The sequence below is a fragment of the Streptomyces sp. 891-h genome (genome assembly GCF_022760275.1).
GTDB classification, from domain to species: Bacteria; Actinomycetota; Actinomycetes; order Streptomycetales; family Streptomycetaceae; genus Streptomyces; species Streptomyces spirodelae.
Map to the genome: position 1 here is coordinate 6856092 of NZ_CP050693.1, position 21079 is coordinate 6877170.

At 71.3% G+C, this 21079-nt stretch carries 13 protein-coding genes; 9 read left to right on the forward strand and 4 right to left on the reverse strand.

Going from position 1 to position 21079, the window contains the following annotated elements; all coding sequences use genetic code 11:
* Nucleotides 1-17: 17 nt before the first annotated feature.
* The 8 genes from HC362_RS30320 to HC362_RS30355 all read left to right on the forward strand — a co-directional run bounded on the left by HC362_RS30320 (nucleotide 18) and on the right by HC362_RS30355 (nucleotide 16763).
* Entirely contained in the window at nucleotides 18-1616 is a 1599-nt protein-coding gene (locus HC362_RS30320) for a D-alanine--poly(phosphoribitol) ligase (protein ID WP_243087358.1), read from the forward strand.
* 14 nt (nucleotides 1617-1630) lie between these two features.
* The gene (locus HC362_RS30325) at nucleotides 1631-8485 is read left to right on the forward strand and encodes a type I polyketide synthase (RefSeq protein WP_243087359.1); all 6855 of its coding nucleotides are present in this window, start codon (nucleotides 1631-1633) and stop codon (nucleotides 8483-8485) included.
* Nucleotides 8486-8487: 2 nt separating this feature from the next.
* Nucleotides 8488-9561: an NAD-dependent epimerase/dehydratase family protein gene (locus HC362_RS30330; RefSeq protein ID WP_243087360.1), complete on the forward strand. Its 1074-nt coding sequence runs from the start codon at nucleotides 8488-8490 to the stop codon at nucleotides 9559-9561.
* On the forward strand, nucleotides 9548-10390 hold the full coding sequence (locus HC362_RS30335; protein ID WP_243087361.1) for an alpha/beta fold hydrolase: 843 nt from the start codon (nucleotides 9548-9550) through the stop codon (nucleotides 10388-10390). Before HC362_RS30330 ends, HC362_RS30335 begins: the two co-directional genes overlap by 14 nt.
* Nucleotides 10378-11466, forward strand: a complete 1089-nt coding sequence (locus tag HC362_RS30340; protein WP_243087362.1) for a class I SAM-dependent methyltransferase — start codon at nucleotides 10378-10380, stop codon at nucleotides 11464-11466. Before HC362_RS30335 ends, HC362_RS30340 begins: the two co-directional genes overlap by 13 nt.
* Before the next feature lie 19 nt (nucleotides 11467-11485).
* The gene (locus HC362_RS30345) at nucleotides 11486-14188 is read left to right on the forward strand and encodes a PEP/pyruvate-binding domain-containing protein (RefSeq protein WP_243087363.1); all 2703 of its coding nucleotides are present in this window, start codon (nucleotides 11486-11488) and stop codon (nucleotides 14186-14188) included.
* An 87-nt stretch (nucleotides 14189-14275) separates the two neighbouring features.
* Complete coding sequence (locus tag HC362_RS30350) at nucleotides 14276-15664, forward strand: aromatic ring-hydroxylating dioxygenase subunit alpha (RefSeq protein WP_243087364.1); 1389 nt, start codon at nucleotides 14276-14278, stop codon at nucleotides 15662-15664.
* 145 nt (nucleotides 15665-15809) lie between these two features.
* Nucleotides 15810-16763 carry a lysophospholipid acyltransferase family protein gene (locus HC362_RS30355; RefSeq protein WP_243087365.1) on the forward strand — a complete coding sequence of 318 codons (954 nt, stop codon included), beginning with the start codon at nucleotides 15810-15812 and terminating at the stop codon, nucleotides 16761-16763.
* 27 nt (nucleotides 16764-16790) lie between these two features.
* Here HC362_RS30355 and HC362_RS30360 read toward each other — a convergent pair whose 3' ends face one another.
* Complete coding sequence (locus HC362_RS30360; RefSeq protein ID WP_243087366.1) at nucleotides 16791-17282, reverse strand: TetR/AcrR family transcriptional regulator; 492 nt, start codon at nucleotides 17280-17282, stop codon at nucleotides 16791-16793.
* 135 nt (nucleotides 17283-17417) lie between these two features.
* On the opposite strand from HC362_RS30360, the gene HC362_RS30365 reads away from it, so the two are divergent.
* Nucleotides 17418-17879 (forward strand): dehydratase, encoded by a 462-nt coding sequence (locus tag HC362_RS30365; protein ID WP_243087367.1) that lies wholly within the window; start codon nucleotides 17418-17420, stop codon nucleotides 17877-17879.
* A 92-nt stretch (nucleotides 17880-17971) separates the two neighbouring features.
* Here HC362_RS30365 and HC362_RS30370 read toward each other — a convergent pair whose 3' ends face one another.
* The 3 genes from HC362_RS30370 to HC362_RS30380 are packed head-to-tail and all read right to left on the reverse strand — an operon-like array spanning nucleotide 17972 to nucleotide 21062.
* Nucleotides 17972-18454: a nitroreductase family deazaflavin-dependent oxidoreductase gene (locus HC362_RS30370; protein WP_243087368.1), complete on the reverse strand. Its 483-nt coding sequence runs from the start codon at nucleotides 18452-18454 to the stop codon at nucleotides 17972-17974.
* 26 nt (nucleotides 18455-18480) lie between these two features.
* A complete protein-coding gene (locus HC362_RS30375) occupies nucleotides 18481-20109 on the reverse strand; it encodes an anibiotic ABC transporter (protein ID WP_243087369.1) in 1629 nt (542 codons plus the stop codon).
* The gene (locus tag HC362_RS30380) at nucleotides 20106-21062 is read right to left on the reverse strand and encodes an ABC transporter ATP-binding protein (protein ID WP_243087375.1); all 957 of its coding nucleotides are present in this window, start codon (nucleotides 21060-21062) and stop codon (nucleotides 20106-20108) included. The genes HC362_RS30375 and HC362_RS30380 overlap by 4 nt, the downstream gene beginning before the upstream one ends.
* Nucleotides 21063-21079: the final 17 nt, after the last annotated feature.

Below are 21079 nucleotides of genomic sequence, written 5' to 3' on the forward strand. Positions count from 1 at the left end.
CACAGGAGGCAAGGACGATGGACGCACACCCCGCCGTGATCCGGCTGCCCCGCGACTTGTCGGCCGAGCAGGCCGAGCGCCCGGCGTTCGTGGGAGCCGAACCGGTCAGCTACGCCGAGTTCACCGCTCGCGTCGACGCCCTTTCGGTCCGGCTGCTCGACCTGGCCGTACGGCCAGGCGACCGGATCGCCGTCTGGATGGACAAGCAGCCCCGCTACGCGGAGGCGGTCTTCGCCGCGCTGGACGTCGGCTGCGCCTACGTACCGCTCGACGGCGGCCAGCCCAGCCGGCGGGTGCTGACCATCCTGGCCGACGCCGAACCGACCGTCCTCTTCACCGACCAGCGCCACCTGGCGGCCCTCGACGGCGGCCAACTGCCGTCCTCCCTCACGATGATCGTCGTCGACGGTGCCGCGTCACCCGCCACCGTCTCCGGTGTTCCCGTCCGCTCCTGGACCGACTTCGCGGGCGGCGCCGCGGGCCGCATCACCCTGCTGCCCTCCCTCCGGTCGACGGACCTGGCCGCGATCCTCTACACCTCCGGCTCCACGGGCGCGCCCAAGGGCGTGCGGATCTCCCACCGCAACCTCGCCAACTTCATCGGCTGGGCCCGCGAGGAGCTCGACGTCGGCCCCGACGACGTGTTCGCCAACCACGCCTCGTTCAACTTCGATCTGAGCACCTTCGACCTGTTCACCGCGCTGACCGTGGGTGCCGCCGTGTGGATCGTCGGCGACTCGGCGGCCCGGGACGTGTCCGCGCTCGCGGCCGGCATCCGCGAACACGGCGTCACCGTGTGGTACTCCGTCCCCTCCATCCTCGGCCTGCTCACCGCCTCCGGAGCGCTCACCCGGGAGGGGGCGGGCTCGCTGCGCTACGTGCTGTTCGCCGGCGAGGTCTTCCCCGTACCCCGGCTCCGGGAGCTGGCGGCGCTGCTGCCCGAGGAGACCGCGCTGTACAACCTCTACGGGCCGACCGAGACCAACGTCTGCACCTTCCACCGGGTCAGGTCACAGGATCTGCGGCGCGAGACACCCGTCCCCATCGGCGGGCCGATCACCGGCGCCCGGCTCGACGTCGTCGACGACTACGGGGCCCCGGTCACCGAGCCCGGCGTGATCGGACATCTGATCGTCGGGGGAGCCTGCGTCACCCCCGGCTACTGGCGGCGCACCACCGACCCGGCGACCGCCTTCCACTGCGCCGGGCAACACCCCACAGGTGACCTGGTCAGCTACGAGGACGACGGCCTGCTGGTGTACCGGGGCCGCGAGGACCGCATGGTCAAGGTCTCCGGCTACCGGATCGAACTCGGTGAGATCGAGGCGGCCGTCCAGCAGCACCCGGACATCGCGGACGCCGCGGTGCTCCTCACCGGAGAGGGACCCCAGGCGCGCCTCGTCCTCTACTACACGCTGCACCCGGGAGCGCCCAAGCCGAGCCTGGTGCGGATCAAGCAGCACTGCGCACGGCGCCTGCCGACCTACATGCTGCCGCACTCGGCGACCTGCCTCGACCAACTGCCGCGCAACGCCAACGGCAAGGCCGACTACCGCCGGCTGGCGCACGGCCCGGCCCAGTCCACAGCGGCGCCCACCGGCGCGGCTCGACAGTGACGGAGCGGACGACTGTGACTCCAGATTCTCTCGAGGCGCATTGGCAAGGTGCCGAGCCGACGACCGTCGCCGGGCTGCTGCGGCGGCGCCTCGAACTGGCTCCGCACGCGGTCGCCTACCGTTTTCTGACCGACACCTCCGGCGCCGAGGAGTCGTGGGACCACACCCGGCTCGACCGGCGCGCCCGCGCTGTCGCGGCGTACCTCCAGCGCGCACAGCTCAAGGGCCGGCCGGTACTTCTGCTCCACCCCCCGGGGCTCGACTACATCGCCGCGTTCTTCGGCTGCCTGTACGCGGGAGCCGTCGCGGTGCCCGCCTACCCGCCCCAGAACGCCAAGTTCGGCCAGACCATGCAGCGTCTGGCCGCCATCGCCCATGACTCGGGCGCCGACCACGCCCTCACCACCCGCGAGGTACGGGAAGCCGCGCACGGCAACCGCGCCGAGCTCGCCGCACTGGGCCTGGACCGGCTGACCTGGCTGACCGAGGAGGAGCTGAGCACGGCCGAGGCGGACGAGTGGGAGGAGCCCGGCACCAACGGCGACTCACTCGCCTTCCTGCAGTACACCTCCGGGTCGACCGCCACGCCCAAGGGCGTCATGGTCAGCAACGGCAACCTGGTGCGGAACCTGCGCTCCTCCCATCTGAGGCTCGAACTCGACGACGGCTCCGGCATGGTCTCCTGGCTGCCGCCCTACCACGACATGGGTCTCATCGGGGGACTGCTCACCCCCATGTACGGGGGGTTCACCGCGCACCTCATGGCCCCGATGACCTTTGTGCAGCGGCCCCTGCTGTGGCTGGAGACCCTCTCCCGCACCCGCGCCTCGATGAGCGTGTCGCCCAACTTCGGCTTCGAGCAGTGCCTGCGCCGCGTCACCGCGCAGGAGCGTGACGCGCTGGACCTGAGCCACTGGCGGCTGGCGCTGAACGGAGCCGAGCCGGTGCGCGCCGAGACGCTGGAGCGCTTCGCCGACTACTTCGCCCCGGCCGGTTTCGACCGCCGCGCCCTGCTGCCCTGCTACGGGCTGGCCGAAGCCACCCTGATGGCCACCGGCATCGGCCCCGGCGAGCCGCCCACCGTGCAGGCGTTCGATGCCGACGCGCTCGCGGCGGGCGAGGTGCGGGAGGCCGGAACCGGGACGTCCCGCCGTACCCGTGTCGTCGGCTGCGGTCCGGCGGTCCCGGACGCCCGGGTCGCGGTCGTCGACCCCGCCACGCGGCGACGCACCGGAAGCGAACAGATCGGTGAAGTGTGGCTGTCGGGCCCGAGCGTGGCCCTCGGCTACTGGAACCGCCCCGAACTGACCGCCGAGACCTTCGACGCGCGCCTCGACGACGAACCCGAACAGGCCTGGCTGCGCACCGGCGACCTGGGGTTCCAGCGGGACGGCCAGCTCTACCTCGTCGGCCGCACCAAGGACGTCGTCATCGTCCAGGGCCGCAACTTCTACCCGCACGACATGGAACTGACCGCCGAGCAGGCCACCGAGGCCGTACGCCCGGACAACGGAGCGGCCTTCGGCGTCCCCACCCCCGGCGGAGAACAGCTCGCGCTCGTCTACGAGATCGGCCGCGGCACCGACGACCCCGCCTCCGTGCTGGCGCGGCTGCGCACAGCGCTCGCCGAGGAGCACCAGGTCACCCCGCACACCGTGGCGCTGGTGCGGCACTCCTCCGTGGCCAAGACGACCAGCGGCAAGATCCAGCGCCAGGCGACCCGCCGGGCCTTCCTCGACCTCCGTATGACCGTGGTCGCCGCCAGCGTCGCACGCGAGGCGGAGGAGCCCGCGCAGGACGCCGAAGCGGCCACCGAGGGGACCTCCTCCCGGCCGACGGCGCTGTCCGGCCTGTCCGAGCAGGAGCGCCGCTCCCAGGTGGCCGCCCTCGTCACCGAGGCACTGGCCTCGGCGGGCGGTTCCGCCACGGCGGAGGCGAGCGGTACCCCTGCCGAGCCGCCCGTCCCGCGCGATCTGGCCTCGCTGGGCCTCGACTACCCCCGGCTGCTGCAACTAGTGGCGGCGCTCGAACAGCAGCTGGGGGTACACATTCCGGTCGGTGAACTGCTGGTACGCCCGGACACCGGCACCCTGGTCGAACTCCTGCTCGCCGAACTGGCCGACGCGGAGCGCGATGGCGCCGCACAGGGCCCGACGACCGGCCCGTCCGCCGGGAAGTCCGACGGGAAGTCCGACGGGAACCGTGACCGGACGGAGCCGGACAGCGCCGAGCTCGAAGGCTGGCTGACCGAGCGGGTCGCCCGCCGGCTCGGCCTGCCGACGGAGGTGATCGACCCCACCCGGACGTTCGCCTCCCTCGGACTCGACTCCAAGCAGGCCGTGGCGGTCGCCGGGGAGCTGGGCGAACTGCTCGGCCGCCGGCTGCCCACCGGCGTCGTCTTCGACCACCCCACCGTGCGGGACGTCGCCATACGTTTCGGCGCGCACGGCACAGCACAGGCCGCGACCGGTGGCACCGCGGCCACCGCCACCGTCCGTACCACCGGCCGCACCGGTGCCCCCACAGCCCCCGGCGAGCCGATCGCGATCGTGGGAATCGGGTGCCGCTTCCCCGGCGCTCCTGACGTGGAGAGCTACTGGCGGCTCCTCCTCGACGGCCGGGACGCGGTGGGCGAGGTGCCCGGCGAGCGGTGGAACCCGCACGCGGCACGGACCCCGGCGCAGGGCGGCTTCCTGGACCGGGTGGACGAGTTCGACGCCCGCTTCTTCGGCATCTCGGCCCGCGAAGCGCTCCGCATGGACCCGCAGCAACGGCTGCTGCTGGAGACCGCGTGGCAGACGCTGGAGGACGCGGGTATCGCACCCGCCGGGCTGGCCGGCAGCGACACCGCCGTCGTCATCGGGATGAGCAGCCAGGACTACGGGCAGCTCCAGCTCGCAGACCCGGGGTCCGCGGACGTCTACGCGGCGACCGGCAACGCACCGTCTGTCGCGGCCAACCGGCTCTCCTACTTCTTCGACCTGCGCGGCCCGAGCCTCGTCGTGGACACCGCCTGCTCCGCCTCGCTCGCCGGGGTCCATATGGCCTGCCAGAGCCTGCGCAGCGGCGAGAGCCGGCTCGCGCTGGCCGGGGGAGTCAATCTGCTGCTCACCCCGGGCCTGTCGGCGGCGCTGTCCGACGGCGAGATGCTCTCGCCGGGCGGCCGCTGCCGCACGTTCGACGACGCCGCCGACGGCTATGTACGCGGCGAGGGCGTCGGCCTGGTGTGCCTCAAGCCGCTCTCGGCCGCGCTGGCCGACGGCGACCGCGTGTACGCGACGATCACCGGCTCGGCGCTGGTACACGGCGGCCGCGGCAACGGCCTCACCGCGCCGCGCGGTTCGGCGCAGCGCTCCGTCATCACCAAGGCGCTCGACCAGGCCGGGGTGACCGCCGGGCAGATCGACTACGTCGAGGCGCACGGCACGGGCACCGCGCTGGGCGACCCCGTCGAGTGGGAGGCGCTCGCCGAGGTGTACGGCAGTGAGCGGCCCGCGCGGCGGCCCTGCCTCGTCGGGTCGGTCAAGACCAACATCGGGCACCTGGAGGCGGCGGCGGGCGTCGCGGGGCTGATCAAGGCCGCGTTGGTGGTCGGCCACCGCGAGGTACCGCCACTGCTCCATCTGGCCACCCCGAACCGGCGCCTGGACTGGGACGGTTCGGGACTGGCCGTCCCCACCGAACGCGGGCCGCTCCCGAGCGGTGCCACAGCGCGGGCCGGTGTCAGCTCCTTCGGCTTCGGTGGCACCAACGTCCACCTGATCGTCGAGGCCCCGCCCGAAACCGTACGGGAGGAGGAGCAGGTGACCACCGCTCGCCCGGCGCACGCCCTGTGTCTGTCGGCGCACACCCCCACGGCCCTCACCTCGCTCGCCCACCGCTACCGCACCCATGTCGCCGCGCGGCCGGAGCTGTCACTGGCCGGCCTGTGCCATACGGCGAACACCGGCCGTACGCATCTGCCCTACCGGGCCGCGCTCACCTTCTCCACGGCCACCGAACTCGACGCGGCCCTCGACGCGCTGGCCCGGGACGAACGGTCGATGGCGGTGACCCGCGGCAGCACCGTCGAGGCGCCCGCGCCCACGACGGCCTTCCTCTTCAGCGGCCAGGGGACGCAGTACGCGGGCATGGGCCGCGAACTGTACGCCGCGCACAGCGCCTTCGCCGACGTCCTGGACCGTGCCGAGAAGACCGTGCGGCCGCTGCTGGGCCTCTCGCTGCTCGACCTCCTCTTCGACGAGGACGGGGGCGAGCGGCTGCGACGCACCCGGTACTGCCAGCCCGCCATGGTGGCGTTCTCCGTCGCGCTGGCGGAACTGTGGAAGGCGCTCGGCGTGCGGCCCGCAGCCGTGCTCGGACACAGCGTCGGCGCCATCGGCGCGGCCTGCGTGGCAGGCGCCGTCTCACTTGAGGACGCACTCGTGCTGGCCGTCGAGCGCGGCCGGCACATGGACGCACAGCCCGGCGAGGGCGAGATGATCGCGTGCGCGGGTGAGGCCGAGGTCTCGCTCGAAGTGGCGGCGCGGTTCCCGTCCCTCTCGGTGGCCGCCGTCAACACCGACCGCCATGTGGTGCTCTCCGGACCTGCGGTGGATGTCCGTGCCGCCGGCCAGGAGCTGGAGGCGCGGCAGATCACGGTGCGCCGGCTCGCCGTCTCGCACGCCTTCCACTCCGCGATGATGGACCAGGCGGCGGCCCCGCTGCGGAAGGCCCTGGACGGCGTCGCCTTCGGGCAGCCGGAGATCCCCTGGGTCTCGGACGCCACCGGCGAACGCGTCGAGCGAGTGGACGCCGACTACTGGGTACGGCACATGCTGGGCACCGTCCGGTTCGCCGACGGGTTCGCGACGCTGCGCCGGATGGGCTGCGACTCCTTCGTCGAGATCGGCCCGCACCCCACGCTGCTCTCCTCGGCGCGTGTCATGTCCCAGGACCACCAGGCGGCGGACGGGCGGCCGCTGTGGCTGCCGTCGGCGCGCCGGGGCGCGGGCGAGTGGGCCACGCTCCTGGGCTCGCTCGGCCGTCTGCACTGTGCCGGCGGTGCCGTGGACTGGCGCGAACTCGACCGGGACACCCCGCCCGTCCGTACCCACGCGCCGCACACGGTCTTCGAGCGCGAGTCGTACTGGTTCACGCCGCACACGGCCGTCCCGGCACCCGGCACGGGGAGCGCCTCCGGCGCCTTCCCCGCTTCCCCGGCATCGCCCTGCTTCCCCGGCCCGGAGGACGCCTTGCCCGACACCGCCTTCCCCCGTCCCCCGTCCCCTGCCGTGCCCTCCCCACCCTCCCCGACGACCGGCTCCGGCGCACCGGCCGCCGTCGGCGAGATCGTGCTGGAGAGCGTGGCCCGGGTCTGCGGCTTTCCCGCCGACCAGATACCCGCCCACGCCCGGCTCGCCATGGACCTGGGCCTCGACTCGCTGATGCGTACCGACCTGCAGCGCCGGATCTCGGCCTGCTTCCCCTACGAGGCGGAGCGGCTGCGGCACAACCTGCCGGAAGACCCCACCGTGCGGGACGTGATCGACCTGCTCACCGAAGCGGGCGCGGGCCAGGGCGGCGGCGCACGGCTGCCGGTGTCCCCACAGGCCGCAGCGCAGGCGACAGCGCAGGCCGCGGCACAGGCCGCAGCCGTGCCGCCGGTACTCGCGGCCGAGCCGCCGAACCGGCAGGCGCCCGCGGTGAAGCCCGAGTACACCATCGAGGAGTGGCCGGAGTACGCGGAACTCCAGGACCGCCTGCGGCAGACCGTCGCACACGGTGAGAACCCCTACGGCCGTACCCACGAGGGCTTCAACTCCGGCATCGTCACCGTGGGCGGCCGTAAGGCCGTCAACTTCGCCGCCTTCAACTACCTCGCCCTCTCCCACCACCCGCGGGTACGCCAGGCCGCCAAGGAGGCGATCGACACCTACGGCACCTCCAGCTCGGCGACACCGCTGCTCTTCGGCGAGACACCGCTGCACCACGAACTCGACGCGGAGGTCGCCTCCTTCCTGGGGACCGAGGGCGCCATCGTCTTCTCGGGAGGCCACGCCACCAACGTGGCCACGGTCGGGCACCTGTTCGGACCGGAGGATCTGATCGTCCACGACGAGTGGAGCCACGACAGCACGGTGCGCGGCTGCATCCTCTCCGGCGCCCAGCGCAGGCCGTTCCCGCACAACGACTGGGAAGCCCTCGACCGGATCCTCGCCGCCGGCCGGTCCCGCTACCGCCGGGCGCTGGTCGTCATCGAGGGCGCCTACAGCCAGGACGGCGACATCCCCGAGCTGCCCCGCTTCGTCGAGGTCAAGCAGCGGCACGGCGCCATGCTGATGATCGACGAGGCCCACTCCCTGGGGGTGCTCGGCCGCACGGGCCGCGGCGTCGGCGAGCACTTCCACATCGCGCGCGACGACGTGGACCTGTGGATGGGCACCCTCAGCAAGGCGATCGGCAGCCTCGGCGGCTATATCGCGGCCCGCCACCCGATCATCGAGTACCTCAAGTACACGGCGCCGCTGCACATCTTCTCCACCGGGATCTCGCCGGCCAACACGGCGGCGGCCCTGGAGGCGTTCCGGGTCATCCGGGACGAGCCCGAGCGGGTGGCGCGGGTGCGGCAGCTCGCGGAGCTGTTCCGTACAGGGGCCAGGGAGCGCGGCCTGGACGTCGGGGTGTCCCGGGAGTCGGCGGTGATCCCGGTCATCGTCGGCGACTGGAACAAGACCATGGCGCTGTCCAACTCGCTGCTGGAGCAGGGCGTCAACGTCATGCCCATCGGCTACCCCGCAGTGCCCCGCGACGCCTGCCGCCTCCGCTTCTTCATCAACGCCGACCACAGCGAAGCCGACCTCGAACAGTCCCTCGACCTTCTGGTGTGATCATGGCTACCCACAACACTGACCCCTCCCCGGCCGAAGCGAGCAACGCGTCCCGCGACGGCACGCCCGATGTCCTGGTCACCGGCGCCAGCGGATTCATCGGCGGCCACCTCACCCGGCGGCTGGCCGAACGCGGCCACCGCGTCCGGGTCCTGGTGCGCCCCGAGAGCGACCGCTCGGCTTTCGAGGACGTGGCGGACGAGATCGAGACCGAGACCGGAGACCTGGACGATCTGGACAGCCTGGCCCGCGCGGCGAAAGGCGTCTCCTACATCTACAACTGTGCGGGCATGTCCGCCGACTGGGGGCCCTGGGAGGACTTCCACCGGGCGAACGTCCAGGGCGCAAGGAAGGTCGTCGAGGCCGCCCACCTGGCCGGCACGGTCGACCGGGTGCTGCACGTCAGCACCACCGATGTGTACGGCTATCCGAAGCAGCCCGGTGACGAGTCGGCGGCCTGCAAGGACATCGGCCTGCCGTACAACCGCAGCAAGATCCTGGGCGAGCGCGCGGTGCGCAAGGCCGCGGGCGAGACCGGTGTGCCGGTGACCATCGTGCGCCCGGTGTCGGTGTACGGGCCGCGCAGCAAGGACTTCGTGATCGAGATCGGCAATCTCCTGCTGCAGAAGCAGATGCTCTACATCCGCGGCGGCAAGGTCCCGGCCGGCCTGCTCTACGTCGACAACGCGGTCGACGCCATGATCGCCGCCGCCACCTCCCAGGAGACGGTCGACAAGGCCTACAACCTGCGTGACCCCGAACAGACGACCTGGCGGCAGTACGTGGAGGCCCTCGCGGCGGGGATGGGCGTCAAGCCGCCCCGGCTCAACCTGCCCGCCTCCGTGGCCACCGCCGCCGCCACTGCCTCCGAGAAGATCTACGGTGCCCTGGGCATCACCTCCCGCCCGATCCTCACCCGGCACACCGTCCACCTCTTCGACCGCGACCAGTCCTACGGCATCAAGCGGGCGCAGCGGGACTTCGGCTTCAAGAGCCCCGTCGGCTTCGCGGAGGGCATGCGCCGCACCGTCGCCTGGCTCGACTCCGCCGAAGGGCGTAAACATGTTGCCCGTTGAGACCACCTCGCCGGCCGCTGCCTGGTTCCCCGGCACCAGCCCCGAGGAGGCCGGCCCCAGGCGGCTGGTGTGCATCCCGTACGCGGGCGGCACAGCATCGGTCTACCGGGCCTGGCAGGAGCGGCTGGGAGCAGACGTCCACGTGGTGCCCGTCCAGCTGCCGGGCCGGGGCCTGCGGCTGCGCGAGGCACCTTACGAGGCGCTCGGACCGCTCGTCTCCCAGCTGGCCACCGCGCTGCTGGAGGCCCGGCTGTGCCACGACTACGCGCTGTTCGGCCACAGCATGGGAGCGCTGCTCGCCTACGAGGTGGCGTGCGAGTTGCGCGAGCGGGGCGCGCCCGAGCCCGCGCATCTGTTCGTCTCCGGCAGCAGGGCACCCCACCTGTACGGGACCCGCGAGGACCACCTCCTGCCCGACGAGGAACTGCGCAGGCTCGTCAGCGACCTGGGCGGACTGGACCGGGACCGGGCCGTCGACGCGGCCTACTTCGAGCGCAGGCTGCCGGTCCTCCGTGCCGACCTGCGTGTGTGCGAGACCTACCGGTGGCGGCCGCGCGCCCCGCTGGGGTGCCCGATGACGGCTTTCTCCGCCACCCGGGACGCGCTCGCCTCCGCGCCGCATACGGAGGCGTGGCGCGCGTACACCTCCAGTTCCTTCCTGCGCCGCCATCTGGAAGGCGATCACTTCTTCCTGAACGGCGGGCCCTCCCGGGAGCGGCTGCTGCGGAGCCTGCGCGACGAGCTCGCCGGAGTGCGCACAGGACAGGACGCCCGACCCGTCGGACCCCAGCCCGCCAACGCGCGAAGGAACGCACCATGGATCTGTTGAGTCTCGCCACCACTGTCCGCAACCGTGTCGAGGAACCGGTGAGCGGCCTGCTGCAGATACTGAAAGTCCTGGGCAACCCCCGGATGCCGGTGCTGCTGGCGCTGTCCAAGGGCCTCATCGAGCCGACATACCGGCTGGCCTTCCTCGCCTCCGCCTCCAACTCGGGCGTACTGCGCTGTCTGGCGGCGCGCCCCTGCGACCTGGAGTCGCTCGCCGAAAGGCTCGCGGTCGGCCCTGCCGACAAGGACCGGCTCCGCGCCTGGCTCGACATGGGCGTCAAGCTGGGCGACTTCGGCACCGGGGAGGGCTGCTACCGGCTCAACAGCTTCACCGCGAAGTTCCTCGCACAGCCGGGCAACGACGCGGTGGCCGCCGCGCTGGAGGAAGTGATCCGCTTCCATGTCCCGGCCCTGCTGCACGGGCCGAGCATGCTGCGCGGGGGCGAGCGGTTCTCGCTGGACGACCAGGACGGGGCGGTCATCGCCCGCTCGACGCGGGTCGTCGAGTCCTTCGTCGAGGCGGCCGTCGACCGGAGCCTGGAGCGCTCCCGGCCGGTGCGGCTGCTGGAGATCGGCTGCGGCAGCGGAACGTATGTGCGCTACGCGGCCGAGCTCAACCCCAGGCTCTCGGCGCTCGCCATCGACATGCAGAAGAGCGTCGCCGACCAGGCGGCCGCCAACATGGCCGAGTGGGGGCTCACCGACCGGGTCGAGACCCGGCAGGGCGATCTGCGCGCGCTGGACCTCGAGCCGCAGTTCGACCTGGTCACCATGCACAACAACATCTACTACTTCCCGCAGGACGAACGGGTCGAGACGCTGCGGAGGGCCCGCCGGATGCTCGCGCCCGGCGGCAAGCTCCTGCTGACCACCTCCTGCCAGGGCGGCAACGCAGGACTGGAGGCGCTCAACCTGTGGTTCCACTTCTCCGACTTCGGCGGTCCGCTGCCCAGTGAGGGCGAACTCGTAGGGCAGTTGGAGGAGGCGGGGTTCACCGACGTCGAAGCGGCCCAGATCATCCCGGGCGAGCAGTTCCGCGCCTGCACGGGCACCAACGCACAGCTCGCGCTGGACTGAACGGTCAGGAGACCTCACGATGACAACGCACGCCACCCGAACCCCCGTTGCCGGGCCGCACGCCGGCCAGGTGGTCGTCCTCGGCGACGGACCCCAGCCGGACCCGGCCGTCCTCGGCGGCAAGGCCGCCAGGCTCGGCGAGATGCTGGCCGACGGGCTGCCGGTACCGCCCGCCTTCTGCCTCACCACCGAGTTGTTCACCGCGTTCCTGGAGGAGACCGGCCTGGCGGCCAAGGTGCCGGGAACCGACGGCCGTGCCCTGCGGGAGCAGGTGCTGGCCACCGAGATACCCCCCTCGATCGCGGAGGCGGTCCTGGCCGCGTACGCGAGGCTCGGGCGGCCCCGGGTGGCCGTCCGCTCCTCGGCGCCGCGGGAGGACTCAGCGGCCCAGTCCTTCGCCGGCCAGCACGACACGATCCTGGACGTGGCCGGCGACGCCGCGCTGCTGGACGCCGTACGGCGCTGCTGGGCCTCCCTGTGGTCGGACCGTGCCACGACCTACCGCGACGACGACGGCGCGCCCGCAGCCATCGCCGTGGTCGTACAGGAGATGGTCCACTCCGATGTGAGCGGCGTCGTCTTCACCGTCGACCCCGTCAGCGCGCGCCCGCACCGGATCGTGGTCGAGGCGTGCCAGGGGCTGGGGGAGGGGCTGGTGTCCGGCCGGGTCTCCAGCGACTACTTCGTGGTCGACGACCGCACCCTGGAGGTCGTCGAGGAGCGGGTCAGGCACAAGGTGACCAAGTGCGCCCCGCTGGAGCCCGGGAAGATCGGCATGACCAGGGTCGACGCCGCCGACCGCAATGTGCCCTGCCTCTCCCGGGAGCAGCTGGCCGAACTCTGCGGCCACGCCCTGCGCCTGCGCCGCCGGTACGGCTGTGACCAGGACATCGAGTGGGGCATGCGCGACGGCGTCCTCCAGCTCTTCCAGACCCGGCCCATCACCACGGCGCCCGCGGCCGGTTCCGGCGGCAACCCGGGCAGTGCCGCCAGCCCCTATGTGACTGAGCAGACGGAGGAGATCGAGCAGGGCACCCTCTGGTCGCGGATGGACATCGGGGAGATCTTCGTCGGGCTGATGACCCCGCTGGGACTGAGCTTCGCCCGGTACTACCAGCAGCATGTGCACCTGGACTGCACCTCGGCGCTCGGCGCCCGGGTGACCGGCGACCCCGACCTTCCGATGGGCTATGTGCAAGGGCACGTCTACCTCAACATCTCCTACAGCGCGTATGTGATGGCGCAGTGCCTGCCCACGCGGGACCAGTGGCGGTTCACCAGCCGGTTCGTCAGCGAGGAGGTGGACCTGACCGACTACCGCAACCCCTTCGGTGAATTCCCCGGCGGCGTCGCCGACGCCCTGTCGACGGCGTTCTGGTTCCGTTCCACCGCCAACGAGCTGACGGACATGAGGGCGCGGGCCGAGCGGATGTCCTCCTCCCGCAGCTACGAGTTCGACCGCGACCGGGCCATGGACCTGAGCCGGTTGAGCCGGTCCGAGCTGAAGGTGGAGCTGGAGCGCCGCCTGGCGTACTTCCACGACATGCATGTGGGCTACATGCCCTACTACATCCACGCGTTCGGCTTCTACGCGGTGCTGGCGGAGCTGTGCAAACGGTGGCTCGGCGCCGAGGGCGTCAACCTGCAGAACCGCATCAAGACCGATATGTCGAACCTGCGCACGGTCGAGTCCGCCAAGGAGATCTGGTCGCTGGCGCAGGCCGCCAAGGACCGGCCCCGGGTGCTGCGCATCATCGAGGACCTGCCGCTGGACGGCGTCGAGACGGCCCTGCGCGCCGACGAGGAGGGGCGCGAGTTCTGGCAGGAGCGGATGGAGCCCTTCCTGCGCGCCCACGGCACCCGCGGCCCCCAGGAGATGGAGATCACCCATCCCCGGTGGATCGACGATCCCTCGTACGTCTTCCAGATGATCCGCCGCTACGCCGCTGACGGCTTCTCCGCCGACGACATCCTGCGGCGCAGCGGCGGTCACCAGGACACCTCGCGCAAGGCGCTGGAGCGGCTGCCGCTGCCCAAGCGGAAGGCTGTGGAGACGGCCATCGCCATGTACCGGACCTACAGCGAGCTCCGGGAGATCACCCGGATGTCGATGATCACCTCGATCTGGCTGGTGCGGAACGTGGTCTACGAGGTGGGCCGGCGCCTGCTGGAGGCGGGGGTGCTGCACTCCATGGACGAGGTGGCGTATCTCGACTTCGAGGACGTACGCGCCTATGTGGCGGGTGAGGACTCCGAGGCGGTGGCCTTCGACCGGGCGAAGATCGACGCGGCTCGGCGGCTGCACGAGTACCACAAGCGGCTGCCGGAGCCGCCGCTCACCTTCGTCGGGGAGCACGACCCGGCCTCCGCCGTCCGGCCCGTGCCCGACGGGGAACGCCTCGAGGGGCTCGGCTCCAGCCCGGGCCGCGTGGTGGGCCGGGCCCGCATCATCGAGGACCTGGTCTGGCAGGCCGACGAGTTCCAGGCCGGGGAAATCCTGATCACCCGCTACACGGACGCCACCTGGACCCCGCTGTTCGCCATCGCGGGCGGCGTCGTCACCGACATCGGGTCGATGCTCTCGCACAGCTCGATCGTGTCGCGGGAATTCCATGTGCCGTCCGTCGTGAACACCAAGTACGCGACGCAGGTCATCCGCACCGGGGACCTGATCGTGGTCGACGGGGACGCCGGCACGGTCGAGGTCGTCGAGAACTCCTGACCGGACGGCCGCCCCTCGACGGTCGGTGCCGCAGGCCAGGAAAGCCCGCCGGTGCTCGGCGGGAAACTCGGAAAAGAGAGGGACTGCATGATTCCCGATTTGTGGTATCCCGTGGCTATATCCGGGGATGTCACCGACAAGAAGCCGAAAGGTATCCGCCGTCTCGGCGAGGAGATCGTCCTCTGGCGCGACCTCGACGGGAAGGTGGTCTGCCAGGGTGCCCGGTGCCCGCACAAGGGGGCCTGGCTCGGCGACGGGCGGATGAAGGGCAACGCGATCGAATGCCCCTACCACGGGTTTCTGTTCAACCCGGAGGGCAAGTGCACCCTGACGCCGGCGATGGGCAAGAACGCCCGCATCCCGGGATCGCTGAAGGTGCCGGTCTATCCGGTGCGGGAGAAGTACGGCCTGATCTGGGTGTGGTGGGGTGACGACCGGCCCGAGAGCGAACTCCCGGAGATCATCGCGCCCCGCGAGATCAGGGAGAACGACCGGGTCTACGACACCATCTCGTGGAACAAGCCGGTCCACTACACCCGGTACATCGAAAGCGTCCAGGAGTTCTACCACGTCACCTATGTGCACCGGGACCACTGGCTGAACTGGCTGGACTTCATGTTCCTCTACGGGACGAAGAAGAAGTTCGGGCTGGACGGCAAGGAGAACTACCTCAAAGCCACGATGATCCACAATCACCACGTGGAGACGGACGACGACGGAATGACCTTCCGTTACTCGTTCGACCACGGGGAGGAGGACAACCCCGAGCGGAGCATCCACTACGTCATCACGTTCTCCTTCCCGTGCATGGTGCATGTGGAGACCGAGGCGTTCGCGACGACGTCGTGGTTCTCGCCGATCGACGAGGAGCACACCGAACACATCTTCCGCGTCTACGAGTTCCCCCAGCTCAAGCCGATCCTGCGGCACGAGAAGCTGCGGCGCGCCATGTCGACGCTCCAGTGCTACCTGGAGAAGTACGTCCAGGACCCGCAGGACTACAAGATCATGGCCCGGCAGGAGCCCAGGATCAGCGGCGGCGGCGTCAACAAGTTCATCCCCGTGGACGAGATGAACGCCAAGTTCATCAAGACCCGCGCCCGGCTGCTGAGGGAAGCCAGGGAGCGCCGCGAGGGCACGGTCACGGCCGGGGACGTCTCCGACGGTATGGTCGGCGACCTGGACATGGCCACCGACGAGGTCGGACCGGGACAGCCGGCCGCACTGGAGGGCAAACGCCGCACCCCCGCCCGCTCCAACGGCCGGGCCAAAGGCAACGGGCAGGCCAACGGCCGGACGAACGGGCACGCCAACGGAAGCGGCGCGAACGGGAACGGCAGCGCCAATGGCGGGGCCGCCACCAACGGCAGCGCTGCCACCAACGGCAGCGCCACCAACGGAAGGGGCAACAGCGCCGCCGTGCCCGCCGAGCAGGAGGACAACCCGTCCGGGGACCGCGCGGCGGCGAGGTCCTGAGCACGGACTGCCTCGCCCCGGATGCCCGGTACGGCCCGGTCCGGACCGGGAGGGGAGCCCGCGGCGCGGCGGTACGGCCGCCGCGCCGCGGCGCACCACCCCTTGTGAGACCGCAGGGACAGCGATCACTCAGTGAGGAGAGCGCATGCCAGAAGACGAGGAGCTGCCCGTTTCGCCGAGGAGCCGTGGCCCCCGGGGGGAGCGCGAAGAGAGCGACAAGAACACATCCGGCCCCGGCGAGCAGGCCTCACTGATCGCCGACGTGCTCAAGGAGATCCTCGCCAGCGGCATGGAGCTCTACGGCAGGCTGTCCTCCGACGAGGGGGCCGTCGACGACTTCGGCTTCGATCCCGCACTGGTCGACGAGGCGCTCATGCCGGCCCTGCGCCCCTTGTACGAGAAGTACTTCCGGGTCGAGGTCGCGGGACTGGAGCACATACCGGCCCACGGCGCCGCCCTGGTGGTGGCCAACCACAGCGGTACGCTCCCGCTGGACGCGCTCATGCTGCAGTTGGCCATCCGCGACCACCACCCGGTCCAGCGGAGCCTCCGGCTGCTCGCGGCGGACCTCGCCTTCGCCTATCCCGTCGTCCGCGACATCGTCCGCAAGCTCGGTCACGTCCGCGCCTGCCCCGAGAACGCCATGCGGCTGCTGGAGTCCGACGCGCTGGTGGGCGTCATGCCGGAGGGCTACCGGGGCCTGGGCAAGCCCTTCGAGGACCGCTACCGCCTCCAGCGCTTCGGCCGTGGCGGCTTCGCGGCCGCCGCGCTGCGCACCGGCCGCCCGATGGTGCCCTGTTCGATCGTGGGCGCCGAGGAGATCTACCCGATGGTCGGCGAATCCCGCACGCTGGCCCGTATGCTGCGCCTGCCCTATTTCCCCATCACGCCCACCTTCCCGCTGTTCGGGGCGCTGGGACTGGTGCCGATGCCGACGAAATGGACCATCCGTTTCCACCCCCCGGTATGCACCGACACTTTCCCGGCGGGCGCCGCGGACGATGCCCGCGTCGTGGAGAAACTCGCCGGAGAGGTCAAGGACACGATCCAGCACGCGCTCAACGAGACGCTCGAACGACGGGACTCGGTCTTCTTCTGAGATCCCCGGCCGGACGCGGGGGGTGGGTCAGCCGCCGGCTGACCCACCCCCCGCGTCCGGCCTTGCCAGCCGCCGCAGCGCCCCCTGCGGCGGCGTGGCGGGCGTCCCGGGATCGACGAGGCGGTGCAGCACCAGACTGTGCAGGGTGGCAGCGAGCACCGCGGCCGTGACGACATCTTCTTCCCCGGCGTGCCACTGCCGCATCAGCGCGGACAGCTCCCCGCGCAGCCGGTCCTCGCGGGTGGCCGCCAGCAGGGTCTCGGTCAGCAGCACCGCGGTGGACGGATCGGCGCCGTCCACCGTCACTCGCGCACGCGCCAGCGCGTCCAGCGCGGCTTCGATACGCAGGTCGCCGACGGTGGCGAAGTGGTAGTGCACCGTTCCCTGCGGAACCCCCGCGCGTGCGGCCACCCTCCGGGTGGTCACCTCGCCCCAGCCCTGCTCGACGATGAGCCGTACCGCGGCGTCGAGCAGGCGCGCCCGCGTGCGCTCGCCGCGGGCGGCGGAAGTCGCAGCCATGGAACGGAGTGTGCCGAGCCCGGCTGATCCCGCACTGACGTGCTGCTGAGAGCCGGCTGACAAGCCGCTGACGGCTCGTCGGGAATGGGAGCTGAACTCTTGTACGCCCGTGCACCGGTCAACAGAATCGGGGCCATGAGAAACTTCTCCGGACTGGACGAACTGGTCTCAGCGAAGGGCCAGCACCTCGGCTACAGCGAATGGCTGGAGATCACTCCGGAGAGGGTGGAGAAATTCGCGCGAGCAGCGGGTGATTCTCCGCGGCCGCCCGTGAGTTCCGGGAATTCCGGAACACCGGCCGGCCCCGCCGCCGATCCGGCCGCCCCTGACGGATTTCTGCTGCTCGGTCTGCTGCCGTCGATGATGCGGGCGATCTTCACGGTCGAACGGTCCCGTACCGGGGTCAACTTCGGGCTGGAGCGGGTGCGCTTCCCACGCGCGGTCACGGTGGGCGCCCGGGTGCGCGGCGGTGCCGAACTCACCGGGGCGCAGGGCGTTCCCGGGGGCTGGCTGGTCTCGGCCAGGATGACGGTGGAGATCGAGGACGAGCCGCGCCCGGCCTGTGTGGCGGACACGGTGTCGCTGTTCCTCGTCTGAGCCCGTGTCCGGGCCGCTGGGCGGCGGGGCGGAGGCTCCGCCCCGCCGCCCAGCGGCCCGCCCCCAGCCGGGGGCGGGCCGCTGCGGCCGGATCATCGGGTCGGGACCAGCCGCACCATGGGCACGTGCCTGGCGACCTCGTAGAAGTCGGACTTCGAGCCGTCGACCGCGTAGCCGTAGAGCCGGGGGAGCAGCCGCTTGGCCATGGCGCGGTTCCGCCAGAAGTAGCCCGCCACGATCTCCGTCGCCTCTTCCTGGGGAAGGGGCTCGACCCGTACCGGCTTCGTCCGGCCGGCGACCTGGATGGTGGCCCGGCGCCTGGCCAGCAGGTTGCGGTACCAGTCCGTCCGCGGCCCCCATCCGGAGGCGATCAGATAGCTGTCGTCCTGCTGCTCGTGACGGATCACCTCCACCACGGTGCTGCGCTGTTTCCCGGTGACCCGCCCGACATGGTTGATCATGAGCATGCGCTCGCCGAACAGCCGTCCCAGACCGATTCGGTAGAAGTGGACGGGCAGTCTCAGCAACTTGAGGGCCAGTCCTTCCGGATGGTTCAACTCCTTGACGATCTCCACCGTGCACTTCCTCCCTTCGTGGTTGGTCAGCCGCCGAGTGCGAGGCTGCGCCGACGGAAGCCCGCCACTCCGACCGCGGCGAGCACGGCGGCGAGCGCCGCCATCACCACGATCGGCGTCGCGGTGAGCGATTCGGCCGGCAGGTTCGGCAGGTGGCTGAAGGGCGAGATGTCGATCAGCCCGTCCGGCAGGTCCAGCAGGGTGCCGAACTGGCCGATCACCAGGCAGACGGCGAACGCCGCCCAGGTCACCGCCGCCGCCAGCCGGGGCAGCAGGCCGAAGGCCGCCAGCGCGAAGCCCGCAAGCACCGCGGTCGGCGCGAGCTGTGCCAGTGTCGTCTCCAGCAGGTCACCCAGCGCCCCCGTCAGATCGTCCGACACCGCTCCGTAGGCCAGGCCGGTGCTCAGCCCGAGCACCGCGAGCACCAGCGCCGTGCCCACGAGGGCCACCAGCGCGTGCGCCAGCACCCAGTGCGCCCGGCTCACCGAGGTGGCCAGAACCGCCTCGGCGGGACCGCCCTCCTCGTCGGAGCGCAGCCGGATCAGCGCCTGCACGGTGAAGCCGGAGACGACCACCGCGAGCAGGCCCATCATTCCGGCGAAGTACGCGTTCACCAGGTCGCCCTCGCCGCCCAGGTCCCGGACGAACTGAGCGCTCTCCTCGCTGCTGAACAGATCCTCGACCTGGTCGCCGATGCCGCCGAAGACCGCGCCGAAGACCGCGATGCCGACCATCCAGCCGAGCAGCAGCCCGCGCTGCAGGCGCCAGACCAGCCCCAGCGGCTTGAGCAGGGACGAGCTCGCCCGGACGGAGCCGCGCCGTGCGGGCAGCATGCCCGTGCCCACGTCCCGGTGGACGCTCAGCCACACCGCGAGCAGCACACTGACGGCGGTGCACACCAGCAGCAGCGCCACCGGCCACACCCGGCTCTCTCCGTAGGGGCGCAGCTGCTGGCCCCAGCCCAGCGGCGAGAACCAGCTCGGCCAGGCGGGGTTGACGGTGATGTCGTCCGAGGCGGTGTTGCCGAAGGCGTCACCCGCGGCGCGCAGCAGGAATGTCGTGGCGAGCACGAGACCTCCAAGCCCGGTTGCGGCGCGGGCGCTCTCGGTCAGCTGGGCGGCGATCGCCGTGAGGCCGGCGAAGGCCAGCCCCACCGTGCCGAGTGCCACTCCGGCCAGCACGGAGCCGCCGGCCGGCATCCCCATGCCGATCAGGGCCAGCGTGCTGAGGACGATGAGCAGCACATTGGCGAGACCCGCGACCAGCAGGGCGGCTGTCAGCCCCGCGTGCCTGCCGACGGCCGCGGATCCGACCAGTTCGGCCCGGCCCAGCTCCTCGTTCTGCCGGGTGTGCCGGACCACGAGCAGGATGTTCATCAGCGCGACGAGGACACAGGTGAAGACCAGTCCCTCGGACACGGTCAGCGCACCCGAACTGCTGCCCGGTGCCGGTCCCGTGAACGCGCGGGTCACCACGTTGTCCGCGCGGACCTGGGCGTTCTCCAGCCGCGCCGCCTCGTTCTCGTACAGGCCGGTGATGCTGTTGCCGATGGAGGCGAACAGCCCGGCCAGTCCGACCACCCACAGCGGCAGCCGGATGCGGTCGCGCCGCAGTGCCAGCCGGGTCAGTACCCCGGTGCCGGTCAGCGCCCTCACCGGACACCCACCACGCTGTCGGCGGTCTCGGCGGTCTCCTGGTCGCCGTAGTGGCGCAGGAACAGCTCCTCGAGGGTGGGCGGGGTGCTCGTCAGCGAGCGGACCCCGAGCGCTGCCAGGTGCCGGTGCACCTCGCCGAGCTGGGCGGTGTCCGCCTCGAACGTGGCGTGGTGGCCCTCCACGACGAGCTTGTGCACGCCGGGCATCGAGTGCAGCTCGGCCGGCGGTGTCTCGGTCTCCACCTGGAGCGAGGTGCGGGTCAGGTGGCGCAGCTCGGAGAGGGTGCCCGACTCGACCGTGCGGCCCTCCCTGATGATGCTCACCCGGTCGCAGAGCTTCTCCACCTCGGCGAGGATGTGGCTGGAGAGCAGGATGGTCTTGCCCGCCTCGCGGAGTTCCTGGACGCACTCCTGGAAGACCGCCTCCATCAGCGGGTCGAGACCGGAGGTCGGCTCGTCCAGGATGTACAGCTCGACGTCGGAGGAGAACGCGGCCACCAGGGCGACCTTCTGCCGGTTGCCCTTGGAGTAGGTGCGCATCTTCTTGCCCGGGTCGAGCGAGAACTTCTCCAGCAGGTCACGCCTGCGGGCCTCGTTCAGTCCGCCGCGCAGGGAGCCCAGCAGATCGATCGCCTCGCCGCCCGTCAGGTTCGGCCACAGGTTCACATCCCCGGGTACGTAGGCGAGCCTGCGGTGCAGCTCGACCGCGTCGTTCCACGGATCGCCGCCGAGCAGAGTGGCGTGTCCGGAGTCTTTGCGCAGCAGCCCGAGCAGGACCCTGATGGTGGTGGACTTGCCGGCGCCGTTCGGTCCGAGGAAGCCGTGGACCTCGCCGGAGCGGGCCGTCAGCTGGAGATGGTCGAGCGCCGTCGTGTCACCGAAAGTTTTGACCAGGTCGCGGATACTGATCGCGACACCGGGATCACCACCGGGCGACGGGACGTTGGTCAGCATTGCAAAACTCCTTGCCG

Coding starts and splice junctions, on each gene's coding strand:
- HC362_RS30335 (WP_243087361.1), top strand. CDS start 9,548: ATGTTGCCCGTTGAGACCACCTCGCCGGCCGCTGCCTGGTTCCCCGGC.
- HC362_RS30340 (WP_243087362.1), top strand. CDS start 10,378: ATGGATCTGTTGAGTCTCGCCACCACTGTCCGCAACCGTGTCGAGGAA.
- HC362_RS30365 (WP_243087367.1), top strand. CDS start 17,418: ATGAGAAACTTCTCCGGACTGGACGAACTGGTCTCAGCGAAGGGCCAG.
- HC362_RS30330 (WP_243087360.1), top strand. CDS start 8,488: ATGGCTACCCACAACACTGACCCCTCCCCGGCCGAAGCGAGCAACGCG.
- HC362_RS30345 (WP_243087363.1), top strand. CDS start 11,486: ATGACAACGCACGCCACCCGAACCCCCGTTGCCGGGCCGCACGCCGGC.
- HC362_RS30350 (WP_243087364.1), top strand. CDS start 14,276: ATGATTCCCGATTTGTGGTATCCCGTGGCTATATCCGGGGATGTCACC.
- HC362_RS30355 (WP_243087365.1), top strand. CDS start 15,810: ATGCCAGAAGACGAGGAGCTGCCCGTTTCGCCGAGGAGCCGTGGCCCC.
- HC362_RS30360 (WP_243087366.1), bottom strand. CDS start 17,282: ATGGCTGCGACTTCCGCCGCCCGCGGCGAGCGCACGCGGGCGCGCCTG.
- HC362_RS30380 (WP_243087375.1), bottom strand. CDS start 21,062: ATGCTGACCAACGTCCCGTCGCCCGGTGGTGATCCCGGTGTCGCGATC.
- HC362_RS30320 (WP_243087358.1), top strand. CDS start 18: ATGGACGCACACCCCGCCGTGATCCGGCTGCCCCGCGACTTGTCGGCC.